The following is a 17,706-nucleotide window of genomic DNA, read 5'->3' on the forward strand; positions in this document are numbered from 1 at the left end:
TAACATGGATGTTAAAATTTGTACAATGGGCGAATTGTTTGTTGAATTTGTTGCTAAGGAATTCAATCAACGGTTTGATTATACAAATGAATATATTGGACCATACCCTAGTGGAGCCCCGGCTATCTTTGCAAATCAAGTTGCCAAATTAGGTTTTCCAGTTATCTTTTTAAGTTGTGTAGGAAAAGATCCTTTTGGAAAAATGTGCATCAACCGACTTAAACAAGATGGGGTTAATGTTAATGGGATCACATCTCACAATAAAGTAAAAACAGCTAGCGCATTTTCAACGCAAATTGGTCCAAAAGAGCGAAGTTTAATTTATAACGTTTTAAATAGTGCCTGTGGCTTAATTTCATTTGATCATGTGAATGAAGCTTTATTAAAAGACTGCAATCATTTACATATTATGGGATCATCACTTTATTCATTTCGAGCCATTGATGCGATGTGCAAAGTAATAAATTTTATTAAAAGCCATGGTGGAACTGTTTCTTTTGATCCTAATTTGCATAAAGAAATGTCGGAGATTCGTGAGATAGAACAGTCTTTTAGTTATATATTAGAATTTACCGATATCATTTTGATTAATGAAACACAAGTTAGGTATTTTTCTGAAAATTATGAAAGTGATGAAGAAACGATTAAAGCTTTATTGGAGAAAGGTATCAAACATCTCGTGGTGAAAAAAGGCAGTGATGGTGCAAATTATTATTGTTGCGATGATAAAAATAATATTAATACAATTTATTCTAAGGGTTTTAGTATTGATGCGATTGACCATTCGGGTGCTGATTACTGCTTTGATGCAACTTTTGTGAGTTTACTACTGTCAGGATTTAGTGTTGAACAGACTTTAATGTATGCAAATGCTTGTTATGCGTTGTCTTCATCTTATAAAGGGCCAATGGAAGGAACATCATCCCTTATCGCGATTGAAAAATTCTTATCGGAAAATATAAATAATTAATCTTATTTCAAACCCTAAAAAAATCCCAATAACAATGTTATTGGGAAAACATAAGGAATAGGAAAACAATGAAATAAATTCATTGTTGTACATATTATGCACTCTTTTCAGATGTGTTTTAGTTAAGATATGCGTAGGTTTAGTTAAATTGTTAGTATTTGTTTTGTTAATAAATAGTAAATCTTTTAACTGATTTCGTTATAAGAATATTTCAAGTAATGAATTTAAAAATAATTTCCCATGCTCTGTGATTTGCCAACATTGGTTGTTATCAATCAAATATTTTTTTTCAACAGCAGTCGATATCTGCTTATCAATAGAGTGTAAAGGTAAAAAAGTTCGTTGTTCAAATTCGGATTTAGGTGTGGCTTCAAATAATCTAAATCTATTCATAAAAAATTCAAATGCTAACTCATCTTTAGGGACAGTATAAGATTGTTCCAAATAGCGTCCTTCTAAATATCCTTTAGGATGTTTTGTTTTTACGGTGCGAATAATTGTGCCATCATTTTGGGTTAATTTTCCATGAGCACCACAACCAATACCGATATAATCACCAAACCGCCAATAATTTAAATTATGTTGGCATTGATAATTGGCCATTGCATAAGCAGATGTTTCATATTGTAGGTAACCATGCTTAGTTAATAATTGATGGCCTTGTTGATAAATATCCCATAACATATCATCATCAGGTAAAACAGGCGGTTTAGAACCAAATAAAGTGTTAGGTTCTATTGTAAGTTGATACCAAGATAAATGTGGCGGTGCAATTTCTATTGCCTGTTTTAGATCACTTAATGCATCACATACTGTTTGATTAGGCAAGCCATGCATTAAATCTATATTAAAGCTTTTTAACTTTAAATTTTGTGCTAATTTTCCAGCATCTATTGCTTCTTGCGGATTATGAACTCGTCCTAATTTTGCAAGCTTATCTGCTTGAAAGCTTTGTACACCAATTGATATTCGATTAATTCCAGCTTGTTGATATCCCTTAAATCTTTCTACATCAACTGAATTAGGATTGGCTTCAATTGTTATTTCTGCGTCGTGATTAATTGGTATAATTTTATTTATACTCATTAATAATTTATTAATTAAATCCGCGGAGAAAAGACTGGGTGTACCTCCACCAATAAAAATAGAGTCAATAGAACGATCATTTGAAAGCATGACGTCTTGTTTTAAATCATTAATTAAATGATTTATATATGCTGAATAATCGGGCGTTTTCTTCATGTTATGTGAATTAAAATCACAATATGGACACTTTTGTACACACCATGGCATATGTATATATAAACTCAACGGGATTTTATATTGAACCATATACCTTTCCTCAAATTTTTAAAAAAGTGTCAGCAACTGATAATAAATAGCTGGCTATATTACTCCAATTTAGTAAAAAAAGCTTTTATTCCGTTTTTATAATTCGAATAATGCGCGTACAATTAATGACTAAAGACGATGTTCGCCAAGCAAATTAGATAGTTAGGAGTAAATATGAGTATTATTAAGCAGATTTTAGATAGTGATTTATCAAGTACATCAGTGAGTGCATCAGTTAATCAATGTACATTTGGTGAATTGCCTGTCATAGTGATTAAACATAAAACGTGTTCAGCAGCAGTATCGTTACAAGGTGCTCATCTTTTATTTTGGCAACCTTCAACAGAACCGACACCTGTTATTTGGTTAAGTCAAAAAGCTAACTTTAAAAAGGAAGTTGCAATTAGAGGGGGAGTACCAATTTGTTGGCCATGGTTTGGTAAATTGGGTGATCCTATGCATGGTTTTGCGCGTCTGGTTGAATGGAAATTAGATTCTTGCAAAGAAGATAATAATGGAGTGAATTTAACTTTATCATTAACTAATAATCAGCAAACAGAACAGTTTTTCACAAAACCTTTCCAAGCTTGGTTAACCATTCATGTTGGACAAACGTGTGAAGTGAATTTATCTTGCACTGGGGATTTCGAAGCAACAAGTGCATTACATACTTATTTTGAAGTTAATAATATTAATGATGTCACTGTTAAAGGTTTAGGCGATTCTTATCAAGAACGCTTAGCAGTTGAAAATAAACCATCAATTTCAGGGCAACTTACCTTTAATCAAGAGGTTGATCGCATTTATACCCATGCGGATGACTCAATCCTTATTACCGATGGTAAACGAACAATTAAATTAACTAATGTTAATGCAAGTGATGTTGTTACTTGGAATCCTTGGATAGATAAAGCTAAAGCAATGGCGGATTTTGCTGATGAAGAATATCAATCTATGGTATGTGTTGAAACGTGTCGTATTAATAAGGCGTTAAAATTATCGCCAATACAGAAATCAACATATGGATTTAAGATTGAAGTTATTTAATCATTAGGTTTTGATATTGCAAACGCAATCAATATAAGACTATATCTTTATTAAACTGATTATTTGATTGCGTTTACAATCATAACACTTTATAATCCTTAGCGCTTTTTAGAGCATCAATTTTATAGCCAACTACTGGGTCGCCTGTAATTGGTTTTTTATTTAGAATAAACAAGAGAAATCAATATGTTTAAATTTAAAGCAGAAGTTAGAAAAGAGCATGGTAAGGGTGCGAGCCGCCGCCTGCGTCACGCTGGTCAGTTCCCAGCAATTGTTTATGGTGGAACAGAACCTGCAATTTCTATTGTGTTAGATCACAATCAAATTTTCAATATGCAAGAAAAACCAGAGTTTTATTCTGAAGTACTAACTATTGAAATTGACGGTAAAGCAGTTAAAGCTAAAGTGCAAGCAGTACAACGTCATCCATTTAAACCAAAATTAGTTCACATGGATTTTGTACGCGCATAATCATATGTTTGTTGAAAAATCATTCAACAATATCTTTAAATAAAAGGTCACCTAAATGGTGACCTTTTATTTTTTACTATAGTCTTAAAACGACAAATACCTATTGTTATAATTTATTCTATTAACTTGATGTATATTGGTATTAAACATAATAAAATAAATTGTAGATTACACCATTTTAGGAGAAACTCATGTCTGATATCCCAGCTTGCGATTTGGTAATTTTTGGCGCTAAAGGGGATTTAACAAGGCGCAAACTCTTACCGTCTCTATATCAATTAGAAAAATATGGAAAGTTGCCAAAGCAGACAAAAATTTTAGGTGTAGGTCGAGCTGATTGGGATCAAGCCGCTTACACTGAGGTTGCAAAAGATGCGTTAACCACATTTATGACTGAACCACTAGATGAAAGTATTTGGCAACGTTTTAGCCAACGCCTTAACTTTCATAAATTAGATGTTAATGACATTGCCGGTTTTAATTTATTAAAAGATAAGCTTGAAAAGTCACATCCTGCTATTTTCTATTTTGCGATGCATCCCAATGCCTTTGGTACGATTTGCCAAGGGTTAGCTGAAGCAGGTTTAAATCAGGCTCAAAATAGAATTGTAATGGAAAAACCACTAGGTTTTGATCTGCAATCATCAAAGGAAATTAATGATTCAGTTGCAAAATTTTTCAGTGAATCACAAGTTTATCGTATCGACCATTACTTAGGAAAAGAGTCAGTTTTAAATTTACTCGCACTTCGTTTCGCTAATCCTGTATTTGCTTCGCTTTGGGATAGAAATTCTATTGATCATGTTGAAATCACTGTTGCAGAACAAGTAGGAATTGAAGGCCGCTGGGGTTATTTTGATAAAGCGGGTCAAATGCGTGATATGGTGCAAAACCATTTATTACAAATTCTGACGATGATTGCCATGTCTCCACCTGCAAATCTTGAAGATAATAGCTTGCGTAGAGAAAAGATTGCTGTACTTAATGCATTACGTCCAATTAATAAAGCAAATATCCGTGAAAAAGTTGTTAGAGGACAATATACTGCAGGGTTTGTTAATGGTATCAATGTTCCTGGTTATTTAGAAGAAGATGGTGCAAACAAACAAAGTAATACGGAAACATTTGTTGCTATTCGAGTTGATATTGATAATTGGCGTTGGGCGGGTGTGCCTTTTTATTTACGAACCGGAAAACGTTTACCAAGCAAGTGTTCTGAAGTAGTAGTTTATTTTAAATCTTTACCCCTTAATTTATTTAGTGAGTCTTATTCTGAACTACCGCAGAATAAACTAACAATTCGTCTACAGCCAGATGAAGGTATGGATATTGAAATTTTAAATAAGGTGCCAGGATTAGACAGTACACATAATTTACAAACGACTAAGTTAGATTTAAGTTTTAGTGAAACTTTTCATCAACAAAGTGCTGATGCTTATGAGCGGTTGTTACTTGAAGTGATGCGAGGAAGACAAGCATTATTTGTTCATCGAGATGAAGTAGAGGCAGCTTGGAAATGGGTTGATTCAATTATTAGTGCCTGGAAATTAGATAATGAACCACCTAAAACTTATCCTGCTGGTACTTGGGGGCCTGTCGCTTCGGTTGCTTTGATAACTAAAGATGGTCATTCATGGCATGAGTTTGAATAGAGGAATTTAACAATATGTTTACATTAAAAAAATATCCAAATAGTCAATTATTAATTGAAGATTTAGCTGCTTATATTGTCAAAGATTTGAAACAAGCTATTGATAAAAAGGGACATGCTTCTATTGCTGTATCAGGTGGTAAAACACCTATTCCATTATTTAAACTATTAAGCCAACAAGATTTAGATTGGCACAATGTTTTTATTACATTAGTAGATGATAGGTGGGTAGATGATACCGATGACGCTAGTAATGAAAAATTAGTGTTAACTTACTTATTACAAAATAAAGCTAAATTGGCCAATTTTGTAGGTTTAAAAAATAGTTGTGATAATCCATTTGATGGTGCAGAAATTACAGACAAAATTTTAAATAAAATTCCTATGCCTTTAGATGTTTTAATCTTAGGAATGGGAGAAGACGGTCATACTGCCTCACTTTTCCCGGGTGCGGCAAATTTGCGGGCTGGTTTGGATATGAAATCAGGTCGCAAAGTTGTTGGAATGACTCCATTGACGGCTCCATTAGACCGCATTACTTTAACATTACCAACTATTTTAGATAGTCAAAATATCTATCTGCATTTAGTTGGAGGAAGCAAAATGCAGGTATTACAACAAGCAGAAAAGGGAGATGATATTAATCAAATGCCAATTCGTGCAATACTGCAACAAAACAAAGTCAATGTAATTGGTTTTTGGACAGCATCTTAACCGAACAATCAACTTTGCCAGTTTTACTGGCAAAGCTCTCATTTATGGTCTCATATTAAAACATCTATTGAGCTATTTTTAATTATTAATAAATTGATTATTTGTGGCTTTTTTATTTATTAGTTTGTTTCGGATATTAATAAACACTGTTAATAATTTTGTCTTACCATTTCTAAGCGCTTTACTTAATTTGTTAGTGCTCACTTATTATCTTATTAATTTCTTAAATTGTTAGAAATTATTTGATTAAATATCTATTATTTTTGTAACTTTTGTGGTAAAAAGTGGGGTTAAGTGGTAAAAAATAGGTTTTTTAATTAACATATTGATTTTTTTAATAATTTAAAAACAATAAAAATTAACAATTACGGTGCTTTCATGTTTAGTGGTGCAATTTCAGTCAATTTAGATAGCAAAGGGCGAATAGCAATCCCTACTCGTTATCGTGAATTTTTGCCTGATGGTTTAGTTTGTACCATTGGTTTATATCACCCCTGTTTGACACTTTATTCAATGACTGAATGGCAAAAAATTGAATTACAGCTATCAACATTATCAACAGTTGTTGAAGCAGAACGAAGAATTAAAAGACTATTATTAGGTTATGCAACGGAATGTAATTTAGATAATGCAGGACGTATTTTACTTCCACCAACTTTACGTACTTATGCAAAACTAGAAAAACATACCATGTTTGTTGGCCAATCTAATAAATTTGAGATATGGGATGAAGCAATTTGGTATCAACAAATTAGTGATGACATTGCCACATTATCAACAGATGTTGAAAACTTATCAGAAAATTTAAAAAGTCTAACAATTTAATAAGAGTAAATAAAGATGGATTATCAACATAAAACTGTTTTGTTAAATGAAGCTGTGGCTGCATTAAATATAAAAAAAAACGGTATTTATATTGATGGTACTTTTGGGCGTGGTGGTCATTCTAGGTTAATTCTTGAACAATTGGGCGAAGAAGGGAAACTAATTGCAATTGACCGAGATGAACGTGCTGAACAAGCCTCACTTAATATAACCGATCCTAGGTTTACTTTTATTCGAGGAGAGTTTTCGAATGTACATCAATATATCAATGATTTAGGGTTGTTAGGTAATATTGATGGCTTTTTATTAGATCTGGGGGTTTCATCTCCACAATTAGATGATCCTGAAAGAGGATTTTCTTTTATGCGAGATGGACCACTTGATATGCGGATGAATAACCGCAAAGGTGTAACTGCAAGTGAGTGGTTACTAAATAGTGATGAAAATGATATCGCATGGGTTTTAAAAACTTTTGGGGAAGAAAAGTTTGCCAAAAGGATTGCACGTGCAATTGTGGAACAGAATAAAGTTTCACCAATTACTCGTACATTAGAATTAGCAAATCTAATTGAAAAAGCAACACCGAAAAAAGATAAAAATAAACACCCAGCAACACGCTCGTTCCAAGCTATTCGCATTTATATAAATAGTGAATTGGAAGAAGTTGAGCAAGCCTTAAATAGTAGTTTGTCAGTGCTTGCTGCTCAAGGAAGACTTGCAGTTATTAGTTTTCATTCATTAGAAGATAGAATTGTAAAACAATTTATAAATAAACAGAGTAAAGGTCCTAATTTACCAGCTGGCTTACCATTAACAGAACAACAAATTAAACAATATGGTGATGCTAAATTAAAATCACTTGGCAAAATTAAGCCAAGCAATAATGAAATATATGGTAACCCGCGTTCTCGAAGCGCGATATTAAGGATAGCAGAAAGGAAAAATGAATAGTAACAATGAAATTTATCAAAGAACAAGTGTAGATATACACAATCAAAAAAGACCCAGCAAAAGTTTATTTGGATTAATCCTTAGTGATTTGCTCGGCCATCAAAAAATTTCATTATTGTTATTGGTTTTTATTATTATTTCTGCTGGAGCTGTATTAGTTATAACCCAGCAAGTCCGTAAACAATTATTTGAACGTGAACAATTATTACTCGAACAAGATGTTTTAGAAAGTGAATGGCGTAATTTAGTTATTGAGGAAAATGTACTTGCTGATCCAAAACGTGTTGAAGATAAAGCTAAAAATCAATTGGGCATGTCGTATGTGACACCGCAAAATGAAACCGTTATTGTGATAAAGAGTAAATAATGAAGTTTGCTAATAAAAGAGATAATGTAAAACATACTACAAAATCGAATAAAGGGAATAAATTAAATAGTAAAAAACAAATTTTTACCCTCACTCGATTTTATATTGTTTATGGTTTTATTATTTTAGCAATTATTGGTTTACTTGTCCGATTGGCAATTTTACAAATAATAGAACCTGATAAGTTAATTGCTGAAGCCAATAAACGCTCAATTCGTCATCAAGAAATGAGCGCACCTCGAGCAATGATTACGGATCGTAATGGCAGAGCATTGGCTGTTAGTGTACCTATGTATGATGTTTGGGCTGATCCGAAAATTGTTGTACAAAAAGGCGGAGTTGATCCTAATGATATCCGTTGGCAAGGATTAGCAAAGACATTGAATATTCCAATGTCGACACTAGAGCAAAAATTGAGTAATCCATCGATGCGTTTTGTTTATTTGTCTAAACAAATTACACCAACAATATCGGATTATTTAAAACAATTAAAATTACCTGGTATTTCGTTTGCCAAAACATCTAAACGTTATTATCCAGCAGCTGAAAATATAGCACAATTAATCGGTTTAACTGACATTGATGAAAATGGAACGGAAAAAGGTTCAGAAGGAATTGAAAAAAGCTTTAATAAATGGCTGATTGGTGAATCAGGACAACGTGTTGTTAGGCGAGATCGTGTTGGTAGAGTTATAGAAGAATTAGAAAGGACTGAAAGTGAAGTTGCTTCTGATTTGACATTAAGTATTGATGAACGTTTACAATCGCTCGTTTACAGTGAACTTAGTCAAGCTGTGGAATTTAACAAAGCTGATAGTGGCACAGCTGTTTTAATTGATGTTCACACGGGTGAAATATTGGCTATGGCAACCAGTCCATCCTATAACCCGAATAATCGATCTTCAATTGATTATAGTTTATTACGAAATCGAGCGATAACAGATGCATTTGAGCCAGGTTCAACAGTTAAACCTTTAGTTGTTATGGCTGCATTAGAGAAAAAAATAGCTGATTTAAACACGGTTATTGATACTAGACCTTTTTTGGTAAATCGTTATGAAATCAAAGATGTGTCTTATCAAAAAGCCCTAAATTTGGCTGGTATCCTTGAAAAATCAAGTAACGTCGGTGTGAGTAAGTTAGCTTTACAAATGCAATCAGGTGACCTTGTTGAGTTTTATAGCCGTTTTGGGTTAGGACAACCAACTGAACTCGGTTTAGGTGGAGAAGTGAGTGGTTCAATTGCTGCTGATAGAACAAGAAAATGGGCTGATATAGAAAGAGCGACGTTTTCTTTTGGTTATGGATTAAGTGTTACCCCACTACAGCTAGCTAGGGCTTATGCAACTATCGGTAGCTATGGTGTTTATCGACCTGTTTCAATATTAAAAATTAACGAGCCAGTAGAAGGTAAACGTGTTGTAGCTGAAAAAACAGCTAAAACAGTAGTGCAATTAATGGAAGCGGTTGCTGTGACTGGAGGTGGTACCAAAGCTTCTGTCCCTGGATATAGTGTAGGTGTTAAAACGGGTACAGCTAAAAAACTATCTGGTGGACGATATGTTAATCAATATTTAGCTTATACCGCTGGTATTGCACCAGCAACAGGACCTAAATATTCACTGGTTGTTGTTATCGATAATCCAAAAGCTGGGCAATATTATGGTGGTTCTGTTTCAGCCCCTGTTTTTAGCCGTATTATGGGGGGAGTTCTTAGAACAATGAATGTAAAACCAGATCGTCAAGTTGATGGTCAAATGATTGTATATTAATAGGTAATAAATAATGGCAACAAGCACATTTAAAACTTTATATAACTTATTAGGTGGGAATCAACTACCAGTAGATGATTTCCCGCTTAATCAATTAGTAATTGATAGTCGGAAAGTGCAAAAAGGAGATGTGTTTGTAGCTATTAAAGGGTATACCGTTAATGGTAAAGATTTTATTCCTCAAGCAATTTCATCAGGTGCTGTACTTGTTCTAACTGAAACAAACAGAAAATCAAATGATTTGAAAATTGATTACCTAAATCAAAAAGACGAGAAAGTTATTCCACAAATAAGTGTGTTTCAACTTTCTCAAAAATTATCAAAAATTGCAGCTGATTTTTATCATTCGCCTTCTAAACATTTATCTGTAATTGGAGTAACAGGGACAAACGGTAAAACGACAATTACGCAGTTGATTGCACAATGTGCAACTTTATTAAATAAAAAATCCGCATTGTTAGGCACGATTGGTAATGGTGTTTACAATCATCTCGAACCCTCGCCAAACACAACTTTATCTGCTGTAGAAGTTCAGTCTTATCTAGCTGATTTTGTAGCAAAACGTGTTCAAGTTGTGGCAATGGAAATTTCTTCCCATGGGTTATCGATGAGTCGGGTAAAAGAATTACATTGTGCAGCGACAGTATTTATTAATCTAAGCCGAGATCATCTTGACTATCATAAAACGATGAATAGATATGCTAAGGCAAAATGGTCGCTATTTAGTTCTGATGAAAAAGAAAAGCAGGTAGCTAGTTCAGGAAAACCCATTATTAATTATGATGATGCTTATGGACGACGTTGGATTGATAAATTATCAAAAGCGACTGCAGTATCATGCCAACCTAAGTCATTGCGACGCTTGAAGATGATGGACAACCCTTTTGTTGGTGTGTCAATGATTGAATATCATGATAAAGGTGCCGAAATTTATATGGAATCAAGTTGGGGTAATGCCATTATTCATAGCCGATTACTAGGTGAATTTAATGTATCAAATTTACTATTAGCAATCGCAACATTACTAACACTTGATTATCCATTTTTTGCAGTAGTCAATATGGCATCGTATCTTAAGCCAATATGTGGTCGCATGGAAGTGATACACGTGAAAAATAGCCCAACGGTAATCATTGATTATGCCCATACACCTGACGCTCTACAAAAAGCATTACAAGCAAGCCGCATTCATTGCAAAGGTAAATTATGGGTGATTTTTGGCTGTGGAGGCGATAGAGATACAGGTAAAAGACCATTAATGGGGGAAGTTGCTGAACAGTTTGCCGATAAAATTGTATTAACTAATGATAATCCTCGTACTGAAGATGAAATAAAAATTATTCATGATATACAAGAAGGGCTAACTGACGTTAAAAATACACAAGTTATTACTGATAGAGTTGAAGCTATCACAAAGACCCTAGCTCAAGCCAAACCTGATGATGTTATTCTAATAGCTGGGAAAGGACATGAAGATTATCAGATTATAGGTATAACAAAGCATCATTATTCAGATCAAGAAACCGTAAAACAGATTTTAGGGGTAGAGAATCAATCATGATTCCTTTAGATATTAAGCAAGTTGAAAAAATAGTTAATGGGACTTCTTATCATATTCAAGATGAGAGATTAACTATTGAAGAAATTTGTACTGATTCACGAAAAATTACTCATAAATCAATATTTATTGCATTAGTGGGTGATAAATTTGATGGTCATTTATTTGCTAAACAAGCTATTAAAGATGGAGCTTGTTTGGTAATTGCTAATCACAAACTCGACGATGATATTCCTCAAATAGTAGTAAATGATACCCATTTAGCATTAGGTCAAATCGCTTCATTTGTGCGAGATCAAAGCTCAGCTAAAATTGTCGCGTTGACTGGTTCATCAGGTAAAACATCTGTGAAAGAAATGACTGCTACTATTTTACAGCAGTGTGGTGAAACACTTTATACTCAAGGTAATTTTAATAATGATATTGGAGTTCCATTAACGTTATTAAGATTATCAAAGCAAGATCAATTTGCAGTTATTGAACTGGGTGCAAATCATATTGGTGAAATTGCTTATACCACTCGTTTAGTTAAACCAAATAGTGCACTCATTAATAATATTGCTTTAGCTCATATTGAAGGTTTTGGTTCACTTGAAGGGGTAGCAACAGCTAAAGGTGAAATCTTTGAAGGGCTTTCAGAAAACGGCATCGCGATTATTAATTTAGATAGTTGTTCTGATAATTGGTTAAAAGAGCTAAATAATAAAACTGTTTGGACCTTTTCTTTACATAATTCTTCTGCTGATTTTTATGCTAGTAATATAAAAGTAATGGATCAGACTATTTTCACATTGTGCACACCAATTGGTGAGAGTGAAATCACCTTACCATTAGTTGGTGAGCATAATGTATCTAATGCAATTGCTGCTGCAGCTTTAGCAATATCAGTAGGTGCAACTTTAATAGAAGTTAAGAAGGGATTAGCAACGTCGAAATCTGTGAAAGGGCGTCTTTACCCAATTAAATTAAATCAAACTCAATTAATTTGGGATGATTCCTATAATGCTAATGTTGGGTCAATGTCGGCTGCTATTAATGTTTTAGCAACTCAACCAGGTTATCGAGTTTTAGTTGTAGGTGATATGGCGGAATTGGGACATAACGCAAAAAATTATCATCAACAAATTGGTGAATTAGCTAAACAACAAAAAATTGATTGTGTTGTTAGTGTTGGTGATTTAAGCGAATTGATTAGCCAATTTAGTGGTGTTGGACACCATTTTGTTGATAAACATAAAGCAGTGGAGTTTTTGTTAGCGTTATTACAAAAATATCCAAACTTAACTATGTTAGTTAAAGGTTCACGTAGTGCAAGAATGGAAGAATTAATCACAGAAATTCAATTAAAAACAGGTCAGGATTAAAAATTATGTTGGTGTGGATATCAGAATATTTAGTTAAATATTTTACTTTTTTTAATGTTATTTCTTATCTAACGGTAAGGGCTATTCTTGCGTTATTAACATCATTGGCAATTTCGTTAATTATGGGGCAAAAAGTAATTGATTGGCTTCAAAAATTACAAATTGGTCAAGTTATTCGCCACGATGGTCCTGAATCTCATTTAAGTAAGAAGGGAACACCAACAATGGGGGGAACGCTTATTTTAGCTTCTATTTCGTTTTCTGTTTTTCTATGGGCAGATCTACGAAATCCTTATGTTTGGGTAACCTTATTTGTTTTACTTGGTTATGGTCTTGTTGGTTTCGCTGATGATTATTTAAAAGTTATCCGTAAAAATACTGCGGGTTTAATTGCTAGGTGGAAATATTTTTGGCAGTCAGTTATTGCATTAATTGTGGCTTTTGGTCTTTATGCATATGGGAAAGATAGTTCCGTAACAGTATTAGTTGTTCCTTTTTTCAAAGATGTTATGCCGCAATTAGGGTTATGGTTCATTTTACTGACTTATGTGGTTATTGTTGGTGCAGGTAATGCAGTAAATCTTACTGACGGTTTAGATGGCTTAGCAATTATGCCAACTGTGTTTGTAGCTGCTGGTTTTGCTCTTGTTGCTTGGGCGACAGGTAATGTTAACTTTGCTGCATATTTACATATTCCATATATCAAATTTAGTGGCGAACTAATGATTGTTTGTACTGCAATCATTGGTGCAGGTCTTGGCTTTCTATGGTTTAACACCTATCCGGCGATGGTTTTTATGGGTGATGTAGGCTCGTTAGCTTTAGGTGGTGTGTTTGGGATTATCTCAGTACTACTGAGACAAGAATTTTTATTATTAGTAATGGGTGGAATTTTTGTTATAGAGACTTTATCCGTAATTTTACAAGTAGGTTCGTTCAAATTAAGAGGTAAACGAATTTTCAAAATGGCACCAATTCACCATCATTATGAATTAAAAGGTTGGCCAGAACCAAGAGTAATTGTTCGGTTTTGGATTATTTCATTGATGTTAGTCGTAATTGGTTTATTAACCTTGAAATTACGTTAAATAAAATAGAGTAGGATTGCATCATGGTTGACTATCAAGGTAAAAAAGTTGTTATTATCGGATTAGGGATAACAGGACTTTCGTGTGTTGACTATTTTCTTGCTCAGAATGTTATACCGAAAGTGATTGATACACGTTTATCTCCTTCAGGATTAGAGCAATTAGATGATCGTGTTATTTATCATTTAGGAAATCTAAATATAGACTGGCTATTTGATGCAGATCTGATTATTGCCAGTCCTGGTATTGCATTATCTACACCTGAATTACAAAAAGCCGCTGAAAAAGGTATTGAGATTGTTGGTGATGTCGAGCTTTTTTGCCGTGAAGTTAATCAAGATAGAAATAAAAAAATTATTGCTATTACAGGGGCAAATGGTAAAACAACCGTTACTACATTGGTTGGGGATATTGTCAAAGAGGCTAGATTAAAAGTTGGCGTAGGTGGCAATATCGGTGAACCTGCTCTTTCTCTATTAAAACAAGATTGTGATATTTATGTGTTAGAACTTTCGAGTTTTCAGTTAGAAACGACATCAAGCTTACAAGCTTCTGTGGCAACAATATTGAATATTTCCGAAGACCATATGGATCGTTATCCTCTTGGTTTAATGCAGTATGCTGAAGCTAAACAACGCATTTATCACAATGCAAAATGTTGTGTAATTAATCATGATGATAAATTAACTAAACCAAAGAATAATCATCACCACTGTGTTTCATTTGGAATAAAGGCTGGAGATTATCATTTAGATGATAATTATGAATACTTGATTGCACAACAAAAGCCAGTCCTAGCGACTAACGCAATGAAATTAATTGGATGTCATAATTATTTGAATGCATTAGCAGCATTAGCTATTGCCGATAGTTTAAACATTGATCGTGATTCAAGTTTGAAAACTATTGCTAATTTTCAGGGGTTACCTCATCGCTTTGAGTTAGTATTTGATAGTAATGGGGTAAAATGGATTAATGACTCTAAAGCAACAAATGTAGGTAGCACAGAAGCTGCTTTAAATAGTGTTATATGTAATGGAAAATTGTTTTTATTGCTAGGTGGAGATGGCAAATCAGCAGACTTTTCACCTTTGATTCCTTATTTAAAAGGTAGAAATATTGAAATTTTCTGTTTTGGACGAGATCGAAATTTACTTGCTAATTTAGCGCCTAATATATCAACGATTACAGAAACGATGGCTGAAACTATTGAATGTATAGCTAAAAAAGTAGCACCAAAAGACGTGGTGTTGCTTTCGCCTGCTTGTGCAAGTTTAGATCAGTTTAAAAATTACATTGAACGCGGAAATCTTTTTGCACAACTTGCTAAGCAGTATACTCAAAGGGGTGAAAAATGACATTCTTTTGGATAAGAAAACAAGTAAATCCAAATATTCCTTTCGATAACCAGTTGCTTTGGACAGTGATTGGTTTAATGATATTTGGTTTAATTATGGTGACATCCTCATCAATGGCATTTAGTGAAAGTGCTCCTTTCTTTTATACCCAACGCGAGTTAATCCAAATTGGAATGTCGCTATTTTTAATGTGTATAGCTTTATATATTCCTATGCAACGTTGGCAACAATTTGGATCAGTTTTATTAATTATTTCAATTATTATGCTGATAGTGGTTTTGGGGATCGGTTCTTCAATTAATGGTGCGTCGCGTTGGATTCCGTTAGGTGTTTTTAATTTTCAACCAGCTGAGCTTTCTAAATTATCATTATTTCTATTTTTAGCAGGTTATCTAGCTCGTAAATCAGATGAAGTTCAAAACGGATTTTGGGGCTTTTTTAAACCTATGGTGGTGATGGCTGTTTTATCAATTTTATTACTAAAACAGCCTGACTTAGGTACGGTGATTGTATTATTCATGGTCACAATTGGCATTTTATTTATTGCTGGTGCACAATTATGGCAATTTATTGCCATTTTACTAACTGGGGTTGGTGCAGTTGCTTGCCTTATTTTATATGAATCTTACCGTTTGACACGTTTAATGACATTCCTTGATCCATGGCAAGATGCCACTGGAGCCGGTTATCAGCTTGTTGCTTCATTAATGGCTATTGGTAATGGTGGTATAACTGGACAAGGAATTGGTAATTCTATTTTTAAATTACGCTATCTACCTGAATGTCATACTGATTTTATTTTTTCAATTATTTCAGAAGAGTATGGATATATCGGTGTCGTAGCTTTGTTGTTATTACTTTTCTTTCTAACATTTAAAGCATTAGCTATAGGATATCGGGCGTTAAACGAAGGATCTCAATTTTCAGGCTATTTGGCTTGTGAAATCGGCATTTGGTTTGGTTTTCAAACTTTTGTTAATGTTGGTGTAACATCCGGTATGTTACCTACAAAAGGTTTAACTTTGCCATTTATTAGTTATGGCGGCTCAAGCCTTATTGTAATGAGTATTGCAGTTGCAATATTACTAAGAATAGATTTTGAGTTTAGACAACAACAAGCTCAAGCAAGAATAAGGTCAATTAAATAATGAAAAAGTTATTAGTCATGGCTGGTGGTACTGGTGGGCATGTATTCCCTGGTATTGCTGTTGCTCATCATTTAATGAAACAAGGTTGGCAAGTAAGATGGTTAGGTACAGCTGATCGTATGGAGGCACAGTTAGTGCCTGAAAATGGAATTGAAATAGACTTTATTCAAATATCAGGACTACGTGGCAAAGGTAAACTAGCATTATTAAAAGCGCCTTATAAAATATTGAAAGCTGTTTTACAAGCTAGGAAAATTTTAAAAGCGTATCGTCCTGATGTTGTTTTAGGTATGGGCGGGTATGTTTCAGGGCCTGGTGGAATAGCTGCCAAAAGTTTAGGTATTCCAGTGGTACTACATGAACAAAATGGCATTGCGGGATTAACAAACAAATATTTGTCTAAAATTGCAACTAAAGTTTTACAAGCTTTTCCAACAGCATTTAAAAATGCCGAAGTGGTTGGTAATCCAGTTCGTAGTGACTTATTAACAATTGAAGAACCCAGTGAAAGACTCAGAAATAGACAAGGCCCTATTAGAGTCTTGGTTATGGGTGGTAGTCAAGGCGCCAAAGTAATCAATACTGTTGTTCCTCAAGCAATTTCAAAATTGTCTGATAAATTTATTGTTTGGCATCAAACGGGCAAAGGAATGTTAGATGATGTAATTAAATCTTATCAGAACTGTAACATTAACCAAGTAACAGAATTTATTAGTGATGTTAAAGAAGCCTATAGTTGGGCTGATATAGTTATTTGTCGAAGCGGTGCATTAACTGTGAGTGAAATAGAAGTTGTTGGTATTGGTGCTATTTTTGTTCCTTTTATGCATAAAGATCGCCAGCAATTTTGGAATGCAAAATCTTTAGCTGATATTGATGCTGCTAAGATTATTGAACAGCCTGATTTTAATGTTGATTCATTATTTCAATTACTTTCAAACCTAAGTCGACAAGAATTAGTTGAAATGGCTGTAAAAGCGAAAAGTTTATCCATTATAAATTCGACAGAAAGAGTGGCAGAAACACTGATTTCAGTGGTAAAATAACGAATTTTATTTATAATTTTAAGTAACAGTTTTGCTAAGTTCTG

The 17,706-nt window shown here is 33.7% G+C and carries 16 protein-coding genes; 15 read left to right on the forward strand and 1 reads right to left on the reverse strand.

Annotation, left to right across the window (positions count from 1 at the left end):
• The first annotated feature begins 4 nt into the window (after window positions 1-4).
• On the forward strand, window positions 5-970 hold the full coding sequence (locus J3U23_RS00745; RefSeq protein ID WP_065562337.1) for a sugar kinase: 966 nt from the start codon (window positions 5-7) through the stop codon (window positions 968-970).
• Window positions 971-1,168: 198 nt separating this feature from the next.
• Here J3U23_RS00745 and hemW read toward each other — a convergent pair whose 3' ends face one another.
• On the reverse strand, window positions 1,169-2,302 hold the full coding sequence (gene hemW / locus J3U23_RS00750) for a radical SAM family heme chaperone HemW (protein WP_267338203.1): 1,134 nt from the start codon (window positions 2,300-2,302) through the stop codon (window positions 1,169-1,171).
• Window positions 2,303-2,476: 174 nt separating this feature from the next.
• Between hemW and J3U23_RS00755 the strand changes: the two genes are divergently transcribed.
• From J3U23_RS00755 to murG, 14 genes are all read left to right on the forward strand, one after another.
• Window positions 2,477-3,349 (forward strand): D-hexose-6-phosphate mutarotase, encoded by an 873-nt coding sequence (locus J3U23_RS00755; RefSeq protein ID WP_065562335.1) that lies wholly within the window; start codon window positions 2,477-2,479, stop codon window positions 3,347-3,349.
• A gap of 186 nt (window positions 3,350-3,535) precedes the next feature.
• Window positions 3,536-3,820 (forward strand): 50S ribosomal protein L25, encoded by a 285-nt coding sequence (gene rplY / locus J3U23_RS00760; protein ID WP_065562334.1) that lies wholly within the window; start codon window positions 3,536-3,538, stop codon window positions 3,818-3,820.
• A gap of 191 nt (window positions 3,821-4,011) precedes the next feature.
• Window positions 4,012-5,472: a glucose-6-phosphate dehydrogenase gene (zwf, locus tag J3U23_RS00765; protein WP_065562333.1), complete on the forward strand. Its 1,461-nt coding sequence runs from the start codon at window positions 4,012-4,014 to the stop codon at window positions 5,470-5,472.
• A gap of 14 nt (window positions 5,473-5,486) precedes the next feature.
• Complete coding sequence (pgl, locus tag J3U23_RS00770; protein WP_267338204.1) at window positions 5,487-6,185, forward strand: 6-phosphogluconolactonase; 699 nt, start codon at window positions 5,487-5,489, stop codon at window positions 6,183-6,185.
• A 378-nt stretch (window positions 6,186-6,563) separates the two neighbouring features.
• Entirely contained in the window at window positions 6,564-7,010 is a 447-nt protein-coding gene (mraZ, locus tag J3U23_RS00775; protein ID WP_065562331.1) for a division/cell wall cluster transcriptional repressor MraZ, read from the forward strand.
• A gap of 9 nt (window positions 7,011-7,019) precedes the next feature.
• Window positions 7,020-7,961 (forward strand): 16S rRNA (cytosine(1402)-N(4))-methyltransferase RsmH, encoded by a 942-nt coding sequence (gene rsmH, locus J3U23_RS00780; protein ID WP_416380086.1) that lies wholly within the window; start codon window positions 7,020-7,022, stop codon window positions 7,959-7,961.
• Window positions 7,954-8,328: a cell division protein FtsL gene (gene ftsL / locus J3U23_RS00785; protein ID WP_065562329.1), complete on the forward strand. Its 375-nt coding sequence runs from the start codon at window positions 7,954-7,956 to the stop codon at window positions 8,326-8,328. The genes rsmH and ftsL overlap by 8 nt, the downstream gene beginning before the upstream one ends.
• Window positions 8,328-10,100, forward strand: a complete 1,773-nt coding sequence (ftsI, locus tag J3U23_RS00790) for a peptidoglycan glycosyltransferase FtsI (protein ID WP_081299465.1) — start codon at window positions 8,328-8,330, stop codon at window positions 10,098-10,100. The genes ftsL and ftsI overlap by 1 nt, the downstream gene beginning before the upstream one ends.
• A gap of 13 nt (window positions 10,101-10,113) precedes the next feature.
• A complete protein-coding gene (gene murE / locus J3U23_RS00795) occupies window positions 10,114-11,661 on the forward strand; it encodes a UDP-N-acetylmuramoyl-L-alanyl-D-glutamate--2,6-diaminopimelate ligase (protein ID WP_267338206.1) in 1,548 nt (515 codons plus the stop codon).
• Window positions 11,658-13,022, forward strand: a complete 1,365-nt coding sequence (murF, locus tag J3U23_RS00800; RefSeq protein WP_267338207.1) for a UDP-N-acetylmuramoyl-tripeptide--D-alanyl-D-alanine ligase — start codon at window positions 11,658-11,660, stop codon at window positions 13,020-13,022. The genes murE and murF overlap by 4 nt, the downstream gene beginning before the upstream one ends.
• A 5-nt stretch (window positions 13,023-13,027) precedes the next feature.
• Window positions 13,028-14,110, forward strand: a complete 1,083-nt coding sequence (gene mraY / locus J3U23_RS00805) for a phospho-N-acetylmuramoyl-pentapeptide-transferase (RefSeq protein ID WP_065734813.1) — start codon at window positions 13,028-13,030, stop codon at window positions 14,108-14,110.
• A gap of 23 nt (window positions 14,111-14,133) precedes the next feature.
• Window positions 14,134-15,468 carry a UDP-N-acetylmuramoyl-L-alanine--D-glutamate ligase gene (gene murD / locus J3U23_RS00810; protein ID WP_267338208.1) on the forward strand — a complete coding sequence of 445 codons (1,335 nt, stop codon included), beginning with the start codon at window positions 14,134-14,136 and terminating at the stop codon, window positions 15,466-15,468.
• Complete coding sequence (ftsW, locus tag J3U23_RS00815) at window positions 15,465-16,616, forward strand: cell division protein FtsW (RefSeq protein ID WP_065562324.1); 1,152 nt, start codon at window positions 15,465-15,467, stop codon at window positions 16,614-16,616. Before murD ends, ftsW begins: the two co-directional genes overlap by 4 nt.
• A complete protein-coding gene (gene murG, locus J3U23_RS00820) occupies window positions 16,616-17,662 on the forward strand; it encodes an undecaprenyldiphospho-muramoylpentapeptide beta-N-acetylglucosaminyltransferase (RefSeq protein WP_267338209.1) in 1,047 nt (348 codons plus the stop codon). The genes ftsW and murG overlap by 1 nt, the downstream gene beginning before the upstream one ends.
• Window positions 17,663-17,706: the final 44 nt, after the last annotated feature.

This window comes from Gilliamella sp. B3367 (genome assembly GCF_026536825.1).
Taxonomy (GTDB): Bacteria; Pseudomonadota; Gammaproteobacteria; order Enterobacterales; family Orbaceae; genus Gilliamella; species Gilliamella apicola_E.